Genomic DNA, 22,044 nt, shown 5'->3' with positions numbered 1-22,044 from the left:
GGATGGTGAAAACTACAACCTAAAACTTGTACTTATTTACTTTTATTTGAATGGCTGGAATTTATATATTCAATGCAAACATATCCTTCATTATTACGCTCTTTTTTATTAAACAAAAAAGACAGGAAATAAAAAACCTTATTTCTTAAAACAGTTTTTTTGTGATCGAGTTCATGAAATGGAAATGATCATGATTTTGTCAAATCTGTTACCTTTTTTTTATTTTTACCTCATAATGTTACGAAAAAAACACCTTTTATGGGTAAATATTAAGTGGTTGTATAAACTAATAATATACTCAATATCAGGATATTATTCTTCAACGGCAATCATTTTAACTTTTTGCGCTGTTATTGCCGGATTCCGTTTTTTATTTCACTTGATTTCGTTTGGTTTTCACTGATCTCTTACCTATCATTTGCCCTCATTATTATTTTTCATGAATTAAACGATATATTCCGACCCAACACCTCTTCAAATTATCGCAATATAGCGTATTAACGCCCTTAATTAACAATTTTGTCAGAGACAACGTGAGTTAGAATTAGATTCAAATCTTGAGCCTGAATGTTATGGCCTGCGTTGCTATCAGGCAGGATAGCCTATTCCATAATGTTTCGGCATGACCTCAGGGAGACAGACTATGTCAGAGAAAAAGCACATCACAAAGCTGCAAGAAGGAAAGGCCCTGTTAGAACAGGGGCAGGGGGAAATAACAAAACAGGCCAAGGATCTATTGTCGGGTGCAGGAGGTAGCGCCAGCGATATCCTCAGCTCTGTGACAGTGCCCGATGGAGCAGGCAAAGCCGCCGATATGCTCAGCTCTGTAACCGGAATAGCCGGTAAGGTCGGATTACCCAGCGGCGCTGGCAAAGCTGCCGATATGCTCGGTTCTGTGTCTGGAATAGTCGGCAAGGTCGGGTCGCTCAGTGGCACAGGTAAAGCACTCGGTGGCCTCAGCGCCGACAATCTGATCAGCGGTGGTGGTTTTGCCGGCAGTGCGGGCAAGACATTCGGTGGCCTCGGTGCCGGCAGCCTGATCTCCGGCGGTGGTTTTACTGGCGATGCGGGCAAAGCCCTCGGCGGGCCGGGACTGGCAACCAAAGCTATCGCAGGTAATTCAAGAGCGGCGAAGACACTGCAACAGCTGGGCCAAAAACTGGGGCTGGGCGGCGGTGGCGGGGCTGATCCCAGCGGCCTGCTGTTCACCCTGACGGCGGGCGGCTTGCCGGCACAGACCTTTGTTGTCACCGACTTCAGCCTGAGCGAACACTTCTCGCGCCCCTTTGCGCTGGAAGTGGGGCTGGCGAGCGCCGATTCCGCCATTGACTTCCCACTGGTGCTTGACCGCACGGCGACGCTGACCATTCTGCAAAGCGGTGTCGAACAGCGCAGCGTCACCGGCATCGTCACCCGCTTTGAGCAGGGCAACTCCGGCTTACACCAGACCACCTACCGGATGAGCATCCGCCCCGACCTGTGGCGCACCACCCTGCGGCAGAACTCACGCATCTTCCAGCAGCTCAATATCGCCGGCATCATCACCAAAATTCTCAAGGAGCACAGCATCCGCGACGTGGTGTTCAACCTGCGCCACCCGCACCCGGAGCGCGAATTCTGCGTACAGTATCAGGAAAGCGACTTTGATTTCCTGCAACGGCTGACGGCGGAAGAAGGTATTTTCTACTTCTTCGAATGCAGTAACGGGCGCAACACGTTGGTGTTCGCCGACGACTGCGGCTCCGTACCACCGGGCATCCGCCTGCCTTATCAACCGGGTGAGGCCAGCACACTGGGCGAACCGGCGGTCAGCAGCCTGACCAGCAGCGCACAGGTACGCCCGGCTCAGGTACAGCTGAAGGATTACACCTTCAAGAACCCGGCCTGGCCGGCAGAATTTCAGCAGCAGATGCGGGATGAGAACCTGCAACAACTGTATTACGAGCACTACGACTATCCGGGCCGCTTCAAAGACGAGGCGCATGGCAAGGATTTTACCCGCTACCGGCTGGAGGCACTGCGCAGTGACGCCGTGACCGGACAGGGCAGCGGCAATGCCATCGCCCTGCAACCGGGTAAACTGTTCATTCTCGATAATCATCCCCGGGCAGACCTGAATCAGTCATGGCAGACCGTCGCAGCCAGTCACAGCGGCAGCCAGCCACAGGCACTGGAAACGGCCAGCTCAGGCTCGGGGACCACCTTGCACAGCAATTTCCACTTCATCCGCCAGAACCAGAACTGGCGCCCGGCGCCGTTGCCCAAACCAGTGATTGATGGCCCGCAAATTGCCAAAGTAGTCGGCCCGGCGGGGGAAGAAATTTTCTGTGACCAATACGGTCGGGTGCGCCTGCAATTCCCGTGGGACCGTTACGGCAAGAGTGACGACCAGAGTTCCTGCTGGATACGGGTCAGCCAGCCGTGGGCCGGTCAGGGCTGGGGCATGCTCGCCATTCCGCGTATCGGGCAGGAAGTGGTGGTGGATTTTCTGCACGGCGACCCCGACCAGCCAATCGTCACCGGACGTACTTACCATGCCAGCAACATCCCGCCGGGTGCCTTGCCGGGCAGCAAAACCCAGATGGCGTTCCGCTCCAAAACCCATAAGGGGCAAGGCTATAACGAACTGCTGTTTGAAGATGCCAAGGGCAGTGAGCTCCTGTCACTGCACGCCCAGAAAGACATGAACACCAAGGTACTCAATAACCGTGATACCCATGTACTGGCGAACCACAGCGAAACGGTGGAGAAAAACCAGACCATTAAAGTGAATGCGCACAAAAACGAGATGGTGAGATTCACCAGCACAGAAACCATCGGCATGGTCTACGCATTGACCGTCGGCGCCAGCATGAACACCACCGTGGTCGCCAGCCAGACCGAGCAGGTGGGCCACCATAAATCTGTCACGGTCGGTAATACCCTGTCTATCAGTGCCAATGATGTGATTGAGTTGAAATGTGGTGCCAGCGTCCTGCGTATGGACAGCGCGGGAAAAATCACCATACAGGGCAGTGAATTCAAATTTGAGGCCAGTGGCCCGGTACAAATCACCGGTAAAGACATCGACCTGAACTAACAAGGACAGACTTGAGATGGAATTTCGTAACCTCACCCCCTTCGCGGTGATGAACTACTCAATGTTCGATGTCGAAGATACCGAGCATCATGTGGCGGTCATGAAAATCGGCTACCAGCTGATGCCTGCCGGACAGGGGGAGTACGTCGCCGAATTATTGCCCGCACCGCCCCTGTGTTTACAGGATGAATATCGCGGACAGATGAATGCCTCGCAGGTGTTGCAGGAAAGTGACCTTGCCCCGTTTAAACCGCGCTGTGACGTGATTGTCAACGGCACAGCCTATGCGCCGGAAGGTCAGTCCTGTACCGAATTCCCCATTCGATTACAGGTACAGAGCAAGCAGGGCCAGACCCTGCTCGACAAAACACTGACCGTGACTGGCGAACGAGAATTTATCCGTGACACCAGCGGTCACTGGCAACTGACAGAGCCAAAACCGTTTACCACCCTGCCGTTGGACTACCGCTATGCCTTTGGTGGCGAATGCAAAATTCAGGCAGCCGATAAAGCGAGTCAACAGCTCAAGGAAAGTGACCGGCTGACACCCGAACAACGCCAGCAGCACCCGGACGGGGAAAAAGCACCGGTCGCTCATGCCACCTGTGAAAGCAATCCGCTGGGAATGGGGTTTATCACCCCGTGGTACGCCAACGCCAAACCACTCACCCACTACCCCGCACCGCGCATTACCCGGCCGGATGCGCCATTTACCGCGCCGCATTTTGCGGAGCAACTGACCGGAACATTACCGCCCGATACCCCAGCCTGTCAGCCACAGGGCATGGGCTTTATCGGTCGTCCGTGGCTGCCCCGCCGTCAGCTTGCCGGGACTTACGATGCCGACTGGCTGGAGCACCGCCACCCTTATCTGCCAAAGGATTTTGACTTCGGTTACTGGAACGGTGCACCGGCTGACCAGCAGATAGACTGGCCGGAAACCGATATTGCCCTCACCCTGAGCGGCCTGACGCCCCATGGTGACCTGCATGTCAAACTACCGGGACACCGCCCGTTCATTTTGCTGCGGATGCACAACGGCATGCTACTGCCCGTACCGATGCGTATGGATACGTTAATTATCGACAGCGAGGCCAGGACGCTGCATATGACCTGCCGCCTGAGCTTCAAAGCCTCCCTGCCCGTACGGGTCGCCGAAGCCCGGTTTGAAATTAACCCGGAGGCGCCGTTGCTCAAACTGGCACCGCTGGAAGAGGAGAAAAAGGATGGCTGATAACTATATCGCCCGTACTGCGGGCACCTGGATGATTGTCGGTATCCTGCCGGATGTGTGCAAAACCCCGATGGGATCTTCCACACCGCCGATCCCGTACCCGGTCGTGGCGAAACTGGCAGACAGCTCGGCGGCGGAAAAAACCGTCCGTGCCAATGGCAAACCGGTGGTGGTGTTTGCCCAGAGTTTTGTACCGCAAACCATAGGAGATCAACCCGGTGTAGCAAATGGCGTCAAAAGCGGCACGGTAGGCGGCAAATGCCATCCGAAGGAGCACACCCGCACAGTACGCGCCGGCAATAAGCTGGTGCTGCGCCACGGGGATAAGTTTTGGATGAATGGGGCATAAGGAGGGAGCCATGTCAGAAGAACCCGTTATCGCAATTACCGGAGGGCGTGATGAAGCCGTATTTTGCAAAGAATACAATATTCGCTCATTGGCTGATTTTGAAAGAACCCAAAAAAATCTTCCTGCCTTATTAGAGGCAGAATTTGCCAACAACCCTCGACTGACCTCGGATGATAAGGCATTTATTTTAGACGGTGAAACAAGACTAGCTGATAAGGTAGCTGAAAAATTCAAAAGCGGGGAATACCCACTGAAAGAATGGGAGGCGGTAGATGAAGGCGACGAATATAATGCACATCCTCAACCCAATACTCCCTTACCAGCTAAAGTCCGGGATGACAGTCCCACTGGGACAGGAAACACCCCCGGAATAATTACCGCTCAGGCAGCCCCCACGCAAGTGCCAGTGGCAGAAGCCAATCCTATTCCCAAAGCAGAAACACCGGAAGAAAAAAGCTGGCGGACAAAAGCGTGGGAGTCAATGGTGAAAACCAAGGATGAGGTCGTTGATTGGGCGAAGGAGAAGGCGATTAATCATGCCGAAGGGATGAAACATCCGGTTGAGCGGGCTAAAGGACATGTAAAAGGTGCCTATAACAGCGTGGTTGACACGGTAGAGTCCTATATCCAAGGGGCTTATTTTGAAAGTGCCAAAGACTCGGAGGATACAGCTCGGTGGCTTGAAATATATGGCGAAACTGAAAAAGCGAAGACGGTACGTGAAGTCGCAGAAATTCAGAAAAAGCAAAGTGGGGAATTTAATCTGAATGACTGGAAAGCTACCCCCAGCAACCAAGCACAAGAAGCGGGAATATTTGATGTCAAGGTTATCGAGGTGATTGGTTTGCCTGCTGGGAAAACCGGGGTTATCCAAAAGAGTTCGACTGAATTAGCTTCTGCTGCAAACAAAGTCAGTAATGCGGCGACCAAAGCTGAAAGAAAAGTGCTTACTGAGGAAACCACAGCCCTAGAAGGTGCCAGAATCGAAGGCCAATCGGCGAAAAATGCCACTCCCTCACACGATAAACCCCAAAACGCTAAAGAAGACCACGTTGATAACAAGTCCACCGACAAAGACGGCAGCTGCAATGGCACTTGTAGCACAGAAAGTGAACCTGTCGATATGGCTACCGGCGACTTTTTGCAAGTTTGGCCAGTTATCGCTATCCCCGGATTGTTGCCGATCACCCTAACCCGTACCTATCGCTCTACCGCCAACTTAAACGGCCTATTTGGTCCCAAATGGGCAGATGACTGGTCACGCCAGCTTGTACTGATTGACGATAAAATCAATTTCACTGATGCAGACGGAGTGATCTACGATTTCAATACACCGGATAACACAGTGCTCGCCCGTAATCAGCATATTCCTCATTATGTGTTAACCGGCGAGTTGAATGGCGAATTGCAACTGACCAACCGCCAATCCCAGCTTACCTACCACTTCAATCATGCCGTCGGGTCTATCCGTAAATTATCCGCGATCACCGATCGCCGTCAGAACGCAATTCGGTTTATCTATGATAAACAGTCGCAACTGGTTGAAGTCACTCGCACCGATGGTTTCCGGCTGATCTTAGATTATCAAGGCCAACAGCTCCAGACAGTGGATTATCTGGCACAGAAAAAGCAACAACGGCTGGTGACCTGCCACTATGACCCACAAGGTTATCTGAATCAATGCGAAGCATTCCAGCATAACCACCTGTGGCATGAATATGACGCGCAGGGGCGGATGATACGCTGGCACGATACTGACCAGACTGATCTGCATCTCACTTATGATGCGCAGGGGCGGGTACTGAGCATGACATCCCCCAGTGGCTACTGGAGTGACAGTTTCCACTATGACGATCAGGCGCGTATCACCACTTACCGGGATGCTGAAGGCGGTGAAACCCAACACCACTATGATCACAACGGGCTGGTAATCCGTGAGGTCGATCCGCTGGGGCGCGTCACACGTCGTCAGTGGCGCCATAGTCAAATCGTCTGGGAAGCCGATGCAGCAGGGGGGATCACGACTTTCGATTACAATCCTGACGGTGCTCTGACAGAAGTAAAAACACCGACAGGTGAAACGTTTGCTTATGGTTATGACGAACACGGGCAGCTGATTGAAAGTGTCCTGCCAACCGGTGAACGTTGGCAATTTCACTATGATGAGCAAGGCAACCTGACAGCGCTGACCAATCCATTGAGGCACAAAGAAGGATACCAATATGGCACCCACGGTGAATTACGCCAGCGTTTACTGCCAGATGGGCGTCAGTGGCACTACGCCTACGATGAGCAACAGCGGCTGGCGGCGGTGATGACCCCGGATGGGCAAACCACCAGCCTGCAACTGGATGAATTGGGTCGATTGCGCCAATTCACAGATGCGCTCAAACAACAAACTCACTACCGTTACAGCGATGACCATGCCAGCCTTAATGGCAGCCTGACCGATGTTGAACTGCCGGATGGTACCACGCAGCAACTGGCTTATGACAGTGAACGGCGCGTGATGGCAGTGACTGATGGCGAAGGCCGTACCACCCGCTACACCTATGGCGCGTTTGACCTGCTCAATCAGGTTACCCGACCCGACGGTACTATATTACACTTTGGTTATGACCGTCTGACCCGGTTGAACTCAGTGACCGCCTCCACCGGCGAAACCTACCGTTATAAGCGGGATGCCGCCGGGCAAATCATCCGCGAAACCGATTTTACCGGGCGTACCATTGACTATCAGTACGATAAACTGGGACGCCGGACACTGACTCAATATCCCGATGGGCAGCAGCTTCGCTGGCATTATTCTGCTGCGGGTTTACTGGTCAAACAGGAAAGCTGGCAGCCGGAAAATAACCAACTGGTGCTGAAAGCCACGACGCGTTACGAATACAACAAGCGGCATCAGTTGGTGAAAGCCACTAACGCCGATGCAGTGGTGGAATATGAGTATGACAAGGCCACTGGCCTGCCGACCTGTGAACGTATCAACGGGCGGGAAATTACGCGCGAATGGGACAATCTGACCGGACGCCCAGTCAGCGAAAGCGTGGATGGCAACACCCTGCACTTTGGCTATAACCTGTTGGGGAGTCTGAACCACTTTCAGCTCAATCAGCATACGCCGCTGACATTCCAGCATGATGTACTGGGACGGGAAACCGTGCGCGAAAGTGCCAACGGTTTTATCCTTGCCAGCCGCTACACAGCAACCGGTTTATTGGCACACCAATCGGCAGGTCAGTCCACCCAATTTTTCAGGGAAACGCTGGCACAAAATGACCCGCACTTCCCGCCACAGGCCACCGCCGTCAACCGAAGTTGGCAATATGACCGTGCGCATAACGTCCGGGTGATAGACGACAGTCGTTGGGGGCAAACCCGTTACCGTTACAATACTAACGACCAAATACTGCATACCCTGTTCGAAGGTGCGCGTCCGCATGAAGAGCAATTCAGCTATGATGCCAATGGCAACCTGAGCCAACATCTACCGACCGATGCGCGGGGGGCAGTGGCGCAAATCAACCAACGCCAGCAAGCCGGGCGCGTTGTGCAGCAAGGGGATATCCGTTATCGCTATGATGACAATGGGCGTCTGGTAGAAAAAACCGAACACCGTGATGGCTTCCGCCCGCAAATCTGGCGCTACCGCTGGGATACGCAAAACCAGCTGACCCACTGCGAAACCCCGAATGGCTCGCGCTGGCATTATCTCTACGATGCGTTTGGCCGACGAATTCGTAAACTGAAAGTGCATGATGGTAAGCTGGCTGCCGCTAATTTACAGTTGTGGCTGGCAGGCAAACCGGATTTAGCGCCGAGAGCCAATGCCATGATGGGGCAGGATTACCTGTGGAGCGGTGACCAGCTTATCGAGGAAACACCGATTTATGCGGATGGCACGCCCGAGGAAAATCAGCGTGTTCGCTGGCTGTATGAACCCGGCACACTGACGCCTTCGGCCCGTTTTGAACGCGGCAAGCTCCACTATATCGTCAGCGACCATCAAGGCACCCCGCGTGAGATGCTCAATGAGGAAGGCCAGCTCATATGGGCACAGCGACTGAGAACATGGGGACAGGCAGATCGTTTTCAGGTGATCGCTTCCAATAATGCAGATTATCATGTTAACTGTAACCTGCGCTTTATGGGCCAGTATGAGGATGAGGAAAGCGGGTTATACTACAATCGGTTTAGGTATTATTCGCCGGAGACGGGGCAATATCTCAGTCCTGACCCGATAGGGCTAGTGGGGGGCGTGAATCCGTATGGATACGTCCATAATCCGGTTGGATTTGTAGATCCGTTCGGGTTAGCGGGTTGTGATCCTACTGGATATCATAAACGCAAGGCTCTTCGAACAGACGTTTATAATGCTCAACGTCCTACTGCTGGTCGTCATGCAACAAAACATATCAACGCAAAAGATGTTAATGAAGCTAAAAATCTGAGTGTAGGTAAAGGAAGCTTAGATAAAAGACCTGAAGCATCTTATTTCCCGGAATATGCAGGTAAGATTGCTGGATTTGAGAAACAAGCCGCATATGGAGCTATTCGGAATGGTCATGCTTTTGACCACGGCGGAACTCGATTCATGTTCTATAAAAACCCTACAGGTCATGTTGGGTATAATGAAGGAAAATTAACCGATTGGGTAAGAATTGAAATGACGAATGCACCTATTCCTACTATTCACAGTTTCCCCGCATCGTTGGAACAAGTCGGAAAATACATTCCTGGAGTTCGTTAATGAAAAAAGATATATGGAAGAATATTCAACCCTTGAGAATACCTAGCAGGTGGGTAATTGATGTAAATAATTTCTATGACTATGAGCCTACTAAAGAAAATATGGATTGGTTCTATGGGTCAATTTTGATTAGTGGACATAATTCGCTTGATGGCCTTTGCTTTGATTCACGGTATGAACCAGAAGGAGACCCTAATGGTTTATTTGTATTAGATTTTTTCATCATAAAAACAAATAAAAAAACAGGAAAAACAGAAGAGGAAACATTTCTAGGTAGTAAGCAAACAAGAAATAAGGCCAAGTTCATTAACATGCTTGAAGAATTTATGTTTACTGGAAAATATGAATAGTTAAATTTAAAGCCGGAAAGATCCCCGTGATCTTCCGGCTTGTTCTGTTTAAGCGCCGCTTACTCCCTACCCTTAGTTGCTGTTGTAGTCCCCAATCAGTTCCCGCATCTGGAGCTTGATCTCACTAACCGTATCCGGATAAAAAGACTGAACCGAAAAACGCTGGGTTATTCCAAATCAGAAGAAATGCACAATAAAGTTATCGGTATTTTTTTGAAAGAAAATTCTATTGCTTATAGGGTGATCTAACTATTGGAAGCATGACCCGGAAATCTATCGGGAATATAATTCCCAATTCAACTGTTTCCAACCCTGTATTTCAGCTTCTGCCTGCAATTTTTTATCTGCGTTGATGGTAAATACCTCATCAGCAAATAAACACATCGGCAGGTCATTAATGGAATCGGTATAAAATGAAATATGCTCCGGTGATAAGTTCTGTTCTTCGAGCCATTGCTGCAAGCGGGCAACTTTGCCTTCACGGAAGGTCGGTATTCCGTGAATCTCACCCGTATAGCAACCTTCTTTCATCACCATATCAATGCCCATGGCTGTCTGTATGCCAAAGGCTGACGTGATTTTCTTGACCACGAAAGAAACCGTCGCAGAGATAATAATGACAGGGATGTTCTGTTGCCGGTAAATATCCAGTTGTTTTTGAGCGGCGGGATAAAAAATAGGTTTGATTTTGGTTTCCACAAAATCGGTTAACCAGATATCGATTTGCTCTGAAGGAATGTGTTTAAGTGCTTGTAAACTGGCTGCCAGATATTCCTGCATATCCAGCTTTCCCGCACAGTAATCAGATATCATTTTCTGATCGGCTTCTATAAAACGAGGATCGGTAATGATCTCGTTTTCCCATAGATATTTTGTCCAGAGCTGGGCGGAATCCCCACCAATCAGTGTCTCGTCCAAATCAAATACAGCGATTTGTTTTGCCATTTTTGTAATCCCTGGTTTAAGGCCAGTGTTGAGAGGAAGAGTTAATATAACAAGATTAAAGACGAAATAAGATAAAAAGGAGTATGCTTTATTCGTGTTGATTTTGAACAACATATGATGGAAATAATCACACAACCCATGACGGAACAGAGACAAATGACGCAACAAAAACTGACAGGTACAGAACGGGGCTGGTGGATTGTCAGTCTTGAGAATCAGGTTTGGCTACCACAGGGAGTGTTACCATCAGGAACGGCTAATCAGTGGTTATTGCAAGGCCATATGGCGCGGTCTATCGGCGAGTGGCAGGGGGAAACGGTTTGGCTGATTCGCCATAGAATGACTTCAAATATGTCTTCTCCCCGTTTAATTGCTGATCGGGATGCCAAATTATTTCAGATGGTAGGGCGCGGCGTCCAATTGGCTGAATTTTATCGTTCGCACCGTTATTGCGGTTATTGTGGGCATGAAATGCAGCATAGCCAATACGAATGGGCCTGTTTATGCAGCCATTGCGAAGAGCGTTATTATCCACAAATTGCACCCAGTATTATCGTGGGTATCCGTCGTGATGACCATATTTTGTTGGCACAACACCAGCGTCACCGTAGTAATGGTATTCATACCGTACTTGCCGGATTTGTTGAAGTGGGGGAAACGCTGGAAGAAGCTGTCCATCGTGAAGTGATGGAAGAGAGTGGCATTAAAATCCGGAACTTGCGTTATGTTGCTTCCCAGCCGTGGCCTTTCCCGAATTCATTAATGACGGGGTTTTTAGCTGATTATGATAGCGGTGAAATCAATCATGACCCCGTTGAATTAGTCAGTGCAGATTGGTATCGCTACGATAAACTTCCTTTGATTCCACCTCCTGATACAATTGCTCGCCGTTTGATCGAGGATACTGTGGCGTTATGTCGTCAGCAGTGATGTTAATTGATCAATGAGTTATGTATAAAAATGAGAGCTACCTTACCAAAGCGGGTAACTCTCAAGCACTTAAGGTTCAGTGGCAGATTAAGGCTGTTTTTGTTCCTTCAGGCCCCGGTTTTTCAGCATAGATTCAATACTTGGTGGCTTACCGCGCCAGTTGATATATAGATTTTCCAAGTCTTCACTATTACCACGTGACAACACCTTATCGCGGAAACGTTGGCCATTCTCGGGTGTCAGGCCTCCGTGTTCGGTAAACCAGGCAAAAGCATCATCTGCCAGCATTTCGGTCCACAGATAAGCATAATAACCGGCAGCATAACCGCCACCCCAAATGTGTTTGAAGTAGCTGGAACGATAGCGCGGCGGCACGTAGCTGATATAGATGTTGTCTTGTTGCAGAGACCCGGCTTCAAACTTATCCACGTCTTGCTGTGGCTGATCAGCGGTCAGCATATGCCAGTGCATATCCAACAACGCGGCTGACAGCAGCTCGGTCATGCTATAACCTTTGTTGAATTTGTCAGCCTTATTGATCTTATCCACCAACGCCTGTGGCATTGCCTCATTGGTTTGGTAATGCTTGGCGTAATGGGCAAACACCTTGGGATCACGCGCCCAATACTCATTAAATTGCGATGGGAATTCCACAAAGTCACGGGCGGTATTGGTGCCGGACAGGCTCGGATATTCCTGATCGGCAAACATGCCGTGCAAGGCATGCCCAAATTCATGGAAGATTGTGATCACGTCATCATACGACAATAGTGCAGGTTGGCCCGGCGCAGGTTTGGTAAAGTTGGCGACGTTGTAAATCACCGGTTTGGTTCCGGTGAGCTTTGACTGATCGACAAAATTACTCATCCAGGCTCCACCACTTTTGTTGTCGCGCTTAAAGTAATCGGTATAAAACAACGCCAATGGCTTCCCGTCTTTATCGAAAACCTCATACACGCGGACGTCGGGTTGATAAACAGGGATGTCTTTGCGCTCTTTAAAGGTAATGCCATACAGCAGATTGGCGGCATAGAACACGCCATTATTCAGGACGTTATTCAGCTCGAAATACGGCTTAATCTGTGATTCATCTAAATCATATTTTGCCTTGCGTACCTGTTCGGCATAAAACGGCCAATCCCAGGCCTCCAGCTCGAAGCCCCCTTTTTGCTGGTCAATCACCGCTTGAATGTCTTTGGCCTCGCGCTCAGCGCGTGCTGTTGCCGCCGGTACAATATCACGCAAAAATTTCAACGCGGCTTTAGGCGTTTTTGCCATCTGATTTTGCAGTTTCCACGATGCGTAATCCGGGAAGCCCAGCAGCTTAGCCTGCTCAGCACGGATCTTCGCTAACCGGGTCAGGGTTTGACGCGTGTCATTATCGTCACCTTTTTCGGCCCGGGTCCACGATGCCTCAAATAATGCTTTACGCGTATTGCGATCTTTCAGGCTTTGCAGGTTCGGCTGCTGGGTGGTGTTTTGCAATACCAACAGCCATTGTTTGTCTAGCTTACGCTCACTGGCAGCCTGCGCCGCCGCAGCAATTTCGCCATCGGACAGACCGTTCAGTCTGGCTTTATCCTGAATCGCCAGTGCGCCATTTTTGGTTGCTGCCAGCAGTTTGTTGGTAAACTGGGTACTGAGTGTGGCAGCTTCCTGATTCAAAGCCTTTAGTTTGGCTTTATCCGCATCAGACAAGTTGGCTCCCGCTAACTCGAAACTTTGATAAGTCACCTCCACCAATCGGCGCGATTCCGGATCCAGATTCAACGTCCCGCGTTGCTGGTAAATGGCTTTGATACGGTTGAACAGTTTACTGTTCAGCATAATTTCATCATTCATCGCCGCCAGCTTTGGTGCAATTTCCTCATCCAGTTTTTGCAGTCTATCAGTGGTATTAGCTGACGTCATCGCCCCAAATACGTTCATCACTCGTGTCAACGTTGCGCCCGATTTCTCCAGCGCGACAAATGTATTTTCAAAGTCAGGCGTGGCAGGATTATTGGCGATCTGTTCTACTTCTTTCAGTTTCTGTTTAATACCGGCAGCAATCGCGGGTGCATAGTCTGTTTCTTTTATCTTATCGAACGGAGGAGTCTGGAACGGTAGTACACTCGGATAGAAGAAAGGGTTTTTGTTCTTGTATTGCTGTTGATTAGCTTCACCAGTCACACTCATCTCCTTTACCTGAGCACTTGAGAGGTTCGTATGGTCAGATCCCGGTTTATTTTCTTCGGCCTGCACCTGAGTGCCTAGTGCTAAGCCAATAGCCAGTACTAAAGTGGATAAACGCATCAATAGAAACTCCTCCATGTAGGTCTAATAGGTTATTTATCAATGAAAATGACTTCATAAGCGCTTTGATACAGCCAATTGACTACAGTCAATTAACTAACGTAAACCAATTCATCCAACGATTAATTGAAGAGCGCAAACAATGAAGGGTTATGGCAACGTGAGAAACGGCATTGCCTTCATGTAACGCATGTGTTACATGAATGTAACATAATGAGAGCGATGAGCCAGTGTGCATAGTTCTTGTTCCGGGTTTTGTGACTCTGTACATAAATTTTTTCATCTGACGTCGTTCGTTTTGGGGGATGGGTGCTTGACGTTTATTTATTGGTGGTCACGACGGAAGTTCGGCTTCCGACGTGTTATCATGCGGGCGCTTTTTGTTGATAATCAAGGGAGCTTGTCATGAATGCGTTGAAAAACGACCGCTATCTGCGTGCCTTATTACGTCAGCCTGTCGATGTCACACCGGTATGGATGATGCGCCAGGCTGGCCGATATTTGCCTGAATATAAAGCGACACGTCAGGAAGCGGGAGATTTCATCTCGTTATGCAAAAATACCGAATTAGCTTGCGAAGTCACACTTCAACCCTTGCGCCGTTTTCCACTGGATGCGGCAATCCTGTTTTCTGATATTTTGACGATTCCCGATGCGATGGGGCTGGGGCTTTATTTTGAAACGGGTGAGGGGCCGCGTTTTCACTCCCCGATTATGAATCATGCCGATGTGGAAAAACTGCCTGTACCCGATCCAGAAATGGAACTGGGTTATGTGATGGATGCCGTTCGTGCGATCCGCAAGGCGTTGGCAGGACAAGTTCCGCTCATCGGCTTTTCTGGCAGCCCGTGGACATTGGCAACCTATATGGTTGAAGGCGGAAGCAGTAAGGCGTTCACTAAGATCAAGGCCATGATGTATGCCGAGCCTGCTACATTACATCTGTTACTGGATAAATTGGCAAACAGCGTTATTCTATATCTGAACGCGCAAATAAGGGCGGGAGCCCAATCTGTCATGATTTTTGATACTTGGGGTGGCGTTTTATCTCATCGCGATTATTTGGAATTCTCCCTCCAGTATATGCATAAAATTGTTGATGGACTGATCCGCGAACATGAAGGCCGCCGTGTGCCTGTGACCCTGTTTACCAAAGGGGGAGGGCAATGGCTTGAAGCAATGGCGGCAACAGGGTGTGATGCACTTGGTTTGGATTGGACAACGAATATTTCTGATGCTCGTCGTCGTGTCGGAGATAAGGTTGCCTTGCAGGGCAATATGGACCCATCCATGCTGTATGCGCAACCCGCCAGAATTGAAGAAGAAGTTTCGACAATATTGCAAGATTTTGGTGTAGGCAGTGGGCATGTTTTCAACTTGGGGCATGGCATTCATCAAGATGTTCCACCAGAACATGCCGGTGCATTTGTCGAAGCCGTACACCGACTTTCAGCAAAATATCATCAATAACGATATTAGTAATAACAGTATGATTAATACAAAGGCACTTCGTCAGGAACAGGTAGAAAAATCACGGCAGGTTATCCGTCATGATGTTTTTTCTGCCTCTTTTACGCCAGAGTTCATTGCGGGTGCTGATGTTGGCTTTGAAAAAGATGGCACGGTAACCCGTGCCGCGATCGCGATTTTGCGATACCCCTCGCTAGAATTAGTCGAATACCAAATCGCAAGAATTGATACGGTACTTCCCTATATCCCGGGTTTACTCTCATTTCGTGAATATCCTGCATTGATGGCTGCATGGCAAAAATTAAGCCTGCGGCCTGATTTGCTTATGGTGGATGGTCAGGGTATTGCCCATCCCCGACGTTTTGGGGTTGCCAGTCATTTTGGGGTATTGGTCGATGTTCCGACAATTGGTGTGGCAAAAAGCCGTTTGTGTGGTGAACATGCTCCGGTAGGAGAACTTCCGGGAAGTCGCCAGCCATTGATGGATCATGGCGAACAGATTGGGGTTGTATTACAAAGCAAAAAAAGATGTAACCCACTCTATATTTCCATCGGGCATAAGGTCAGTATTGATAGCGCGATTTTTTGGGTTGAGCATTGTTTGAAGGGGTATAGACTGCCTGAACCGACCCGTTGGGCGGATGGGATCGCCTCAAATAGACCATTTTTTAAGCAAACAATGCAGAAAAATCTATAATTGCGGCGGAAATGTGTGGATATTCTTGATTTTCAGGTAAACTTCGACGCAAATTAGGCATCATGAGTAACGACCAATGTTAAGAAACCCGATCCATCTGAGGTTGGAGAAACTCGAAAGTTGGCAACATTTGACTTTTATGGCTAGTCTATGTGAGCGAATGTATCCAAATTATCAGGTGTTTTGTCACCAGAGTGGGTTTGCCGACCCCGCACAATATCGCCGCATTTTGGATTTAGTGTGGGAAATCTTGGTCGTCAAAGATGCAAAAGTGAATTTTGATAGTCAGCTGGAAAAATTAGAAGCCATTATTCCATCATCAGAAAATTATGATATTTATGGTGTGTATCCAGCGATTGATGCGTGCATTGCATTGAGTGAAGTAATTCATTCTCGTCTGAGTGGCTCGACGTTAGAACATGCAATAGCAGCCAGTGAGATATCCATCCGTACTGTTGCCATGTTGGAAATGACGCAGGCTGGTAAGGAAATGACTGAGGATGAGTTAAAAGTATTACCTGCCATTGAAGAAGAATGGGATATTCAATGGGAGATTTTCCGTTTATTGGCAAATTGCGAAGAACGGGACATCGAATTGATTAAAGGATTAAAGGCTGATCTCCGTGAAGCGGGGGTTAGCAACATCGGCATAAATTTGGAGCAGTAACACATAAAACGTGACTTAATGCTTGATTTGCCGTATTTAAAGGCTTCACATTTGCCCTCACTCTGTTCTACATTGGGGGGCGAAAAGAAGTGGCTATCGGTGCGTGTATGCAGGGGTGCTGTCAAATCGGCATATCCGTCGCACTCGATGCTTTGCAAACGATAAACACACTGTAAGGATAATCTATGAATAAGACCGAATTAGTTGATGCAATTGCAGCAGGTGCAGATCTGACTAAAACTCAGGCTAAAGCAGCTCTGGAATCAACTTTGAATGCAATCACTGAATCTCTGAAAAATGGTGATGCAGTGCAGCTGGTAGGCTTTGGTACTTTCAAAGTTAACCACCGTGCGGAACGTACTGGCCGTAACCCACAAACTGGTAAAGAAATTAAAATTGCAGCAGCAAACGTACCTGCTTTCTCCGCTGGTAAAGCATTGAAAGACGCAGTTAAGTAATTGCATTGCGAAATAAGATAAGAGGGGGAAGTTCAAAGCCCCTTTTGTTGATTCTACAGGGGCTGTTTGCATTAGGGTTCATCTCTTTGCTCAGCGCCTGTTCGATTCAATCAAACACTCCTCTTTTCAATGCCAGTGGTTTTACAACCGACGAGGGTGCCATCCGTTTATGGCGTCTGAATGATCAAAACAGTAAACCTCAGGTTATCATGAGTGTTTACAGTCCTTATCGTAATAACAATACTGTTGTTACTTTTTATGAATATCGTTATGGCAACTTGTGGCAGATTCGTCGCAATGTGCTTGATAACCCTCCGATTGCAGAAACATTGCGTATCGATCAAAATAACTCGGTCATTTTTAATCTGCGGCAATCAGAAAAACATAATGAACCACTTTCCGCCGATGATATGGCTCGCCTGCGGTTTGATGCCAGGCAGATAGAGGAAACCAGTGATACCTTAATTGCAGGAGATATTAAGCTATTACAGGGACATTGGCAGTATGGCAGAGTTACCACCTGTGCTGGAAAACAATTACTCGTTGAGTTTGAGCCTCATGATCAGAGATGGATTGAAGAAAGGCAAAACAACAGTTCTGGCCCATTGACTATTGCGTGGCTGGATTCGCCGGCAGGAAAACAGTTGTTATTGGTGGCTAATGATGATTTTTGTCGTTGGGAACCGACGGAAGATAAGCTGTAACTTCCGCCAGCTTAATTGGTTTATTTCAAACGGGCAATGGCTCGGTAGCCAATATCTTTACGGTAAAAACATCCTTCCCAATTAATTCGCTCTGCTCTCAGATAAGCTTTTTTCTGTGCGTCCGCAATATCGTCACCTAATGCAGTAACACATAAAACACGCCCACCCGCAGTGATAACATTTTCATCCTTAAATGCGGTGCCTGCATGAAAGACTTTTTCATCAGCATTCGTTTCCTGAGCTAACCCGCTGATAACATCACCTTTGGCATAATTGGCCGGATAGCCTCCCGCCGCCAATACGACACCCAACGCAGGACGAGGGTCCCATGTGGATGTTTTCCCACTTAACTGGCCTTTCGCTCCGGCAAAACACAGTTCGACTAAATCAGAATTCAAACGCATCATAATAGGCTGGGTTTCAGGATCACCAAAGCGACAGTTAAATTCGATCACTTTGGGTTCTCCTTGTTTATCAATTATCAACCCGGCATAGAGAAAACCAACGTAGGTATGGCCTTCGGCTGCCATTCCTTTAACTGTAGGGTGAATGATTTTTTCCATAATGCGCTGGTGGAGCTCATCCGTTACCACAGGAGCAGGCGAGTAAGCGCCCATGCCGCCGGTATTTGGCCCGGTATCACCGTCACCGACACGCTTGTGATCCTGACTGGTTGCCATAGGAACCACGTTATTGCCATCTACCATGACAATAAAGCTGGCTTCTTCTCCATCCAGAAATTCTTCGATAACGATACGGTGCCCTGCATCACCAAATACATTACCTGCCAACATATCCTTAACCGCGCTTTGTGCTTCTTCCATCGTCATGGCGACGACGACACCCTTACCCGCGGCCAGACCATCCGCTTTAATAACAATAGGTGTGCCCATTTTTTCTAAATAGGCCAGAGCAGGCTCAACTTCTGTAAAGTTTTGATAGGCTGCCGTGGGGATACGATGGCGATGGAGAAAATCTTTGGTGAAAGCTTTGGAACCTTCCAGTTGAGCGGCTGCTTTTGTCGGACCGAAAATCGTTAGCCCAGCTTGCAGGAAAGCATCCACCACGCCGATAACGAGCGGAGCCTCAGGCCCCACGATGGTCAGATCAATATTATGATTCTGGGCAAACGCAAGTAGCCCATCAATATCTGTTGCCGCAATATCTACATTTTCCAGATTAGTTTCCAGCGCAGTGCCCGCGTTACCCGGTGCAACATAGATCTTATTCGCCAAAGGTGACTGTGCCGCTTTCCAGGCGAGTGCATGTTCTCTTCCGCCACTGCCAATAATCAAGATGTTCATCTGAGCCCTCTATATATAAAGAATATAAGGTGAAATTTATTAATGGCGGAAATGACGCATGCCAGTGAAAATCATCGCGATGCCATGTTCGTCGGCAGCCGCAATGACTTCATCGTCACGGATAGAACCTCCGGGTTGAATAACACAGCTCACACCCACTGCGGCGGCGGCATCAATACCGTCACGGAATGGGAAAAAGGCATCTGATGCCATAACACAGCCCTGAACTTCCAACCCTTCATCGGCTGCTTTAATGCCTGCAATTTTGGCTGAGTAAACACGGCTCATCTGTCCGGCACCAATGCCAATTGTCATATTGTTCTTGGCATAAACAATAGCATTGGATTTGACGAACTTCGCCACTTTCCAGCAAAACAGGGCATCCTGTATCTCTTGTTCTGTGGGTTGGCGTTTGGATACAACCCGCAGATCATCTTTTGCGACCATGCCCAGATCGCGATCCTGAACAAGCAAACCACCGTTGACACGCTTGAAATCTAAACCTGCCACGGGTGAATGCCATTCACCGCACACCAAAACGCGAACGTTTGATTTAGTTGCCAGTATTGGCAGGGCTGCTTTATTAATAGAAGGAGCAATAATGACTTCAACAAATTGTCGCTCAATGATGGCTTGTGCTGTAACTGCACCTAATTCACGATTAAACGCAATGATGCCACCAAACGCGGAAGTAGGGTCGGTTTTAAAGGCGTGATCATAAGCGGCATGAATATCGGTGCCCATTGCAACACCACAAGGGTTGGCATGTTTTACAATCACACAGGCTGGCTCGGCGAAAGCTTTTACACATTCCAGCGCGGCATCGGTATCCGCAATATTATTATAAGAGAGGGCTTTGCCTTGTAACTGGATCGCCGTTGCAATTGAAGCCTCAGTAATTTGTTCTTCTATATAGAAGGCTGCATCCTGATGGCTGTTTTCGCCATAACGCATATCCTGCTTTTTAATGAAGTTCAGATTTAACGTGCGAGGGAATCGCCCTGATGGCTGGCTTATCTCGCCATAATAAGGAGGAACCAGTTTACCGAAGTAATTGGCGATCATACTGTCATAAGCGGCTGTATGCTCAAATGCCTTAATGGCTAGATCAAAACGGGTGGCCTGTGTCAGCGAGTTTTGATGGTTATCCATTTCCTCGATAATTTTGTCGTAATCCTGACTGTTAACAACAATCGCTACATCCTTGTGGTTCTTAGCGGCAGACCGAACCATAGTTGGACCACCTATATCGATATTTTCTACGGCATCTTCCAGAGAGCAATTTGGTTTCGCGACAGTTTGTGCGAAGGGATAAAGATTAACGACGACCATATCAATCGGAGAAATTTGATGTTGCTCCATCATTTCATCATCTTGCCCGCGTCGGCCCAGAATGCCGCCATGAACTTTGGGATGAAGTGTTTTAACCCGTCCATCCATCATTTCGGGGAAGCCTGTATAGTCCGAAACCTCAGTGACATTTAGCCCGGCTTCGGCCAGCAGACGAGCAGTACCCCCTGTTGAAAGCAGTTCGACACCGCGACTGGATAAGGCTTTGGCAAATTCAATAATCCCCGCTTTGTCAGAAACACTCAGCAGGGCACGACGGATTGGACGAAGCTGTTGCATTGGTGTGATCCCTTGAATTTCGTAAAACAAGAATGTGCTATTGAGAAAAAACCACTGACTTCATAGAAAAAATGGCTTCTGCAATAACATTTCAAAACAATTTGAAAAAATCATGTGGCGATTTTTACTTCGCAGATTGTAGCGCAAACGTTTGCGTGATGCCCGACAAATTTTAACAAAATATCCAATTGTGGATAAGTTTGTGCGTAAATTGGTATAAGGTGGTATTTTGCTGTGTAATGCAGCAAACGATAATATTTTTCGAAAAAAACTATTGTCAGCGCCGTAAAACTCCCTATAATGCGCCACCACTGACCGACGCTGAGCTGACACAGGCCGCTGAGGAAAGGGGGAGAAAAGCGAAAATAAACGCTTGACTCCGGAGGCGAAAAGCGTAAGATACGCAGCCTCGCAACACGGGAGATTGATTCCGGTTGCCAACGCTCTTTAACAAATTAATCAGACAATCTGTGTGGGCACTCGCAGGACACTATCTCCGCCGAAAGGCGAAAAAAGATATTAAGTCTTGAAGAGTGACTGAACAGTTAATTCATTACGAACTAACAACAGTTTAATTCTTTGAGCATCAAACCTTTAATTGAAGAGTTTGATCATGGCTCAGATTGAACGCTGGCGGCAGGCCTAACACATGCAAGTCGAGCGGCAGCGGGAAGAAGCTTGCTTCTTTGCCGGCGAGCGGCGGACGGGTGAGTAATGTCTGGGGATCTGCCCGATGGAGGGGGATAACCACTGGAAACGGTGGCTAATACCGCATAACCTCTTTGGAGCAAAGTGGGGGACCTTCGGGCCTCACGCCATCGGATGAACCCAGATGGGATTAGCTAGTAGGCGGGGTAACGGCCCACCTAGGCGACGATCCCTAGCTGGTCTGAGAGGATGACCAGCCACACTGGGACTGAGACACGGCCCAGACTCCTACGGGAGGCAGCAGTGGGGAATATTGCACAATGGGCGCAAGCCTGATGCAGCCATGCCGCGTGTATGAAGAAGGCCTTCGGGTTGTAAAGTACTTTCAGTGGGGAGGAAGGCGTGAAGTTGAATAGGCTTCACGATTGACGTTACCCACAGAAGAAGCACCGGCTAACTCCGTGCCAGCAGCCGCGGTAATACGGAGGGTGCAAGCGTTAATCGGAATTACTGGGCGTAAAGCGCACGCAGG

General features: G+C 48.8%; 15 protein-coding genes, 1 rRNA gene and 2 pseudogenes. 13 read left to right on the top strand and 5 right to left on the bottom strand.

Features of this window, described 5'->3' with window-relative positions; genetic code table 11:
* Positions 1 to 883 precede the first annotated feature (883 nt).
* From AAC854_RS02695 to AAC854_RS02670, 6 genes and pseudogenes are all read left to right on the top strand, one after another.
* Positions 884 to 3,079, top strand: a complete 2,196-nt coding sequence (locus AAC854_RS02695) for a type VI secretion system Vgr family protein (RefSeq protein WP_422824033.1) — start codon at positions 884 to 886, stop codon at positions 3,077 to 3,079.
* A 16-nt stretch (positions 3,080 to 3,095) separates the two neighbouring features.
* Entirely contained in the window at positions 3,096 to 4,313 is a 1,218-nt protein-coding gene (locus tag AAC854_RS02690) for a DUF2169 family type VI secretion system accessory protein (protein WP_340615785.1), read from the top strand.
* Positions 4,306 to 4,662, top strand: coding sequence for a DUF4150 domain-containing protein (locus AAC854_RS02685; RefSeq protein ID WP_340615784.1), 357 nt, complete (start codon positions 4,306 to 4,308; stop codon positions 4,660 to 4,662). The genes AAC854_RS02690 and AAC854_RS02685 overlap by 8 nt, the downstream gene beginning before the upstream one ends.
* A 10-nt stretch (positions 4,663 to 4,672) precedes the next feature.
* The gene (locus tag AAC854_RS02680) at positions 4,673 to 9,415 is read left to right on the top strand and encodes an RHS repeat-associated core domain-containing protein (protein WP_340615783.1); all 4,743 of its coding nucleotides are present in this window, start codon (positions 4,673 to 4,675) and stop codon (positions 9,413 to 9,415) included.
* Positions 9,415 to 9,765 (top strand): hypothetical protein, encoded by a 351-nt coding sequence (locus AAC854_RS02675; RefSeq protein WP_340615782.1) that lies wholly within the window; start codon positions 9,415 to 9,417, stop codon positions 9,763 to 9,765. The genes AAC854_RS02680 and AAC854_RS02675 overlap by 1 nt, the downstream gene beginning before the upstream one ends.
* A 117-nt stretch (positions 9,766 to 9,882) precedes the next feature.
* Positions 9,883 to 10,004: pseudogene (locus tag AAC854_RS02670) on the top strand (IS1 family transposase); the annotation flags it as partial.
* A 34-nt stretch (positions 10,005 to 10,038) separates the two neighbouring features.
* Here the strand turns inward: AAC854_RS02670 and AAC854_RS02665 are convergent.
* The gene (locus AAC854_RS02665; protein WP_340615781.1) at positions 10,039 to 10,710 is read right to left on the bottom strand and encodes an HAD family hydrolase; all 672 of its coding nucleotides are present in this window, start codon (positions 10,708 to 10,710) and stop codon (positions 10,039 to 10,041) included.
* Positions 10,711 to 10,866: 156 nt separating this feature from the next.
* On the opposite strand from AAC854_RS02665, the gene nudC reads away from it, so the two are divergent.
* Positions 10,867 to 11,640, top strand: a complete 774-nt coding sequence (gene nudC / locus AAC854_RS02660; RefSeq protein WP_340615819.1) for an NAD(+) diphosphatase — start codon at positions 10,867 to 10,869, stop codon at positions 11,638 to 11,640.
* 87 nt (positions 11,641 to 11,727) lie between these two features.
* Here nudC and dcp read toward each other — a convergent pair whose 3' ends face one another.
* Positions 11,728 to 13,935, bottom strand: coding sequence for a peptidyl-dipeptidase Dcp (gene dcp, locus AAC854_RS02655; RefSeq protein WP_340615780.1), 2,208 nt, complete (start codon positions 13,933 to 13,935; stop codon positions 11,728 to 11,730).
* A gap of 97 nt (positions 13,936 to 14,032) precedes the next feature.
* Positions 14,033 to 14,218: pseudogene (locus AAC854_RS02650) on the bottom strand (hypothetical protein); the annotation flags it as partial.
* A gap of 122 nt (positions 14,219 to 14,340) precedes the next feature.
* On the opposite strand from AAC854_RS02650, the gene hemE reads away from it, so the two are divergent.
* The 5 genes from hemE (at position 14,341) to AAC854_RS02625 (ending at position 17,931) form a co-directional block, all read left to right on the top strand.
* Positions 14,341 to 15,405 carry a uroporphyrinogen decarboxylase gene (gene hemE, locus AAC854_RS02645; protein WP_187654737.1) on the top strand — a complete coding sequence of 355 codons (1,065 nt, stop codon included), beginning with the start codon at positions 14,341 to 14,343 and terminating at the stop codon, positions 15,403 to 15,405.
* 19 nt (positions 15,406 to 15,424) lie between these two features.
* The gene (gene nfi, locus AAC854_RS02640; RefSeq protein WP_340615779.1) at positions 15,425 to 16,102 is read left to right on the top strand and encodes a deoxyribonuclease V; all 678 of its coding nucleotides are present in this window, start codon (positions 15,425 to 15,427) and stop codon (positions 16,100 to 16,102) included.
* Between the two features lie 76 nt (positions 16,103 to 16,178).
* Positions 16,179 to 16,769: a YjaG family protein gene (locus AAC854_RS02635; protein WP_340615778.1), complete on the top strand. Its 591-nt coding sequence runs from the start codon at positions 16,179 to 16,181 to the stop codon at positions 16,767 to 16,769.
* Positions 16,770 to 16,954: 185 nt separating this feature from the next.
* A complete protein-coding gene (gene hupA / locus AAC854_RS02630) occupies positions 16,955 to 17,227 on the top strand; it encodes a nucleoid-associated protein HU-alpha (RefSeq protein ID WP_010848914.1) in 273 nt (90 codons plus the stop codon).
* A 44-nt stretch (positions 17,228 to 17,271) separates the two neighbouring features.
* Positions 17,272 to 17,931: a DUF1481 domain-containing protein gene (locus AAC854_RS02625; RefSeq protein WP_340615777.1), complete on the top strand. Its 660-nt coding sequence runs from the start codon at positions 17,272 to 17,274 to the stop codon at positions 17,929 to 17,931.
* A 20-nt stretch (positions 17,932 to 17,951) separates the two neighbouring features.
* On the opposite strand, the gene purD is transcribed toward AAC854_RS02625, so the two are convergent.
* Positions 17,952 to 19,235: a phosphoribosylamine--glycine ligase gene (gene purD, locus AAC854_RS02620; protein WP_340615776.1), complete on the bottom strand. Its 1,284-nt coding sequence runs from the start codon at positions 19,233 to 19,235 to the stop codon at positions 17,952 to 17,954.
* A gap of 39 nt (positions 19,236 to 19,274) precedes the next feature.
* Positions 19,275 to 20,864: a bifunctional phosphoribosylaminoimidazolecarboxamide formyltransferase/IMP cyclohydrolase gene (purH, locus tag AAC854_RS02615; protein WP_340615775.1), complete on the bottom strand. Its 1,590-nt coding sequence runs from the start codon at positions 20,862 to 20,864 to the stop codon at positions 19,275 to 19,277.
* A gap of 595 nt (positions 20,865 to 21,459) precedes the next feature.
* On the opposite strand from purH, the gene AAC854_RS02610 reads away from it, so the two are divergent.
* Positions 21,460 to 22,044 (top strand): 16S ribosomal RNA (locus tag AAC854_RS02610); the annotation flags it as partial.

This window comes from Xenorhabdus entomophaga (assembly GCF_037996725.1).
Lineage (GTDB): Bacteria > Pseudomonadota > Gammaproteobacteria > Enterobacterales > Enterobacteriaceae > Xenorhabdus > Xenorhabdus khoisanae.
This window is presented reverse-complemented; position numbering and strand designations above follow the sequence as displayed.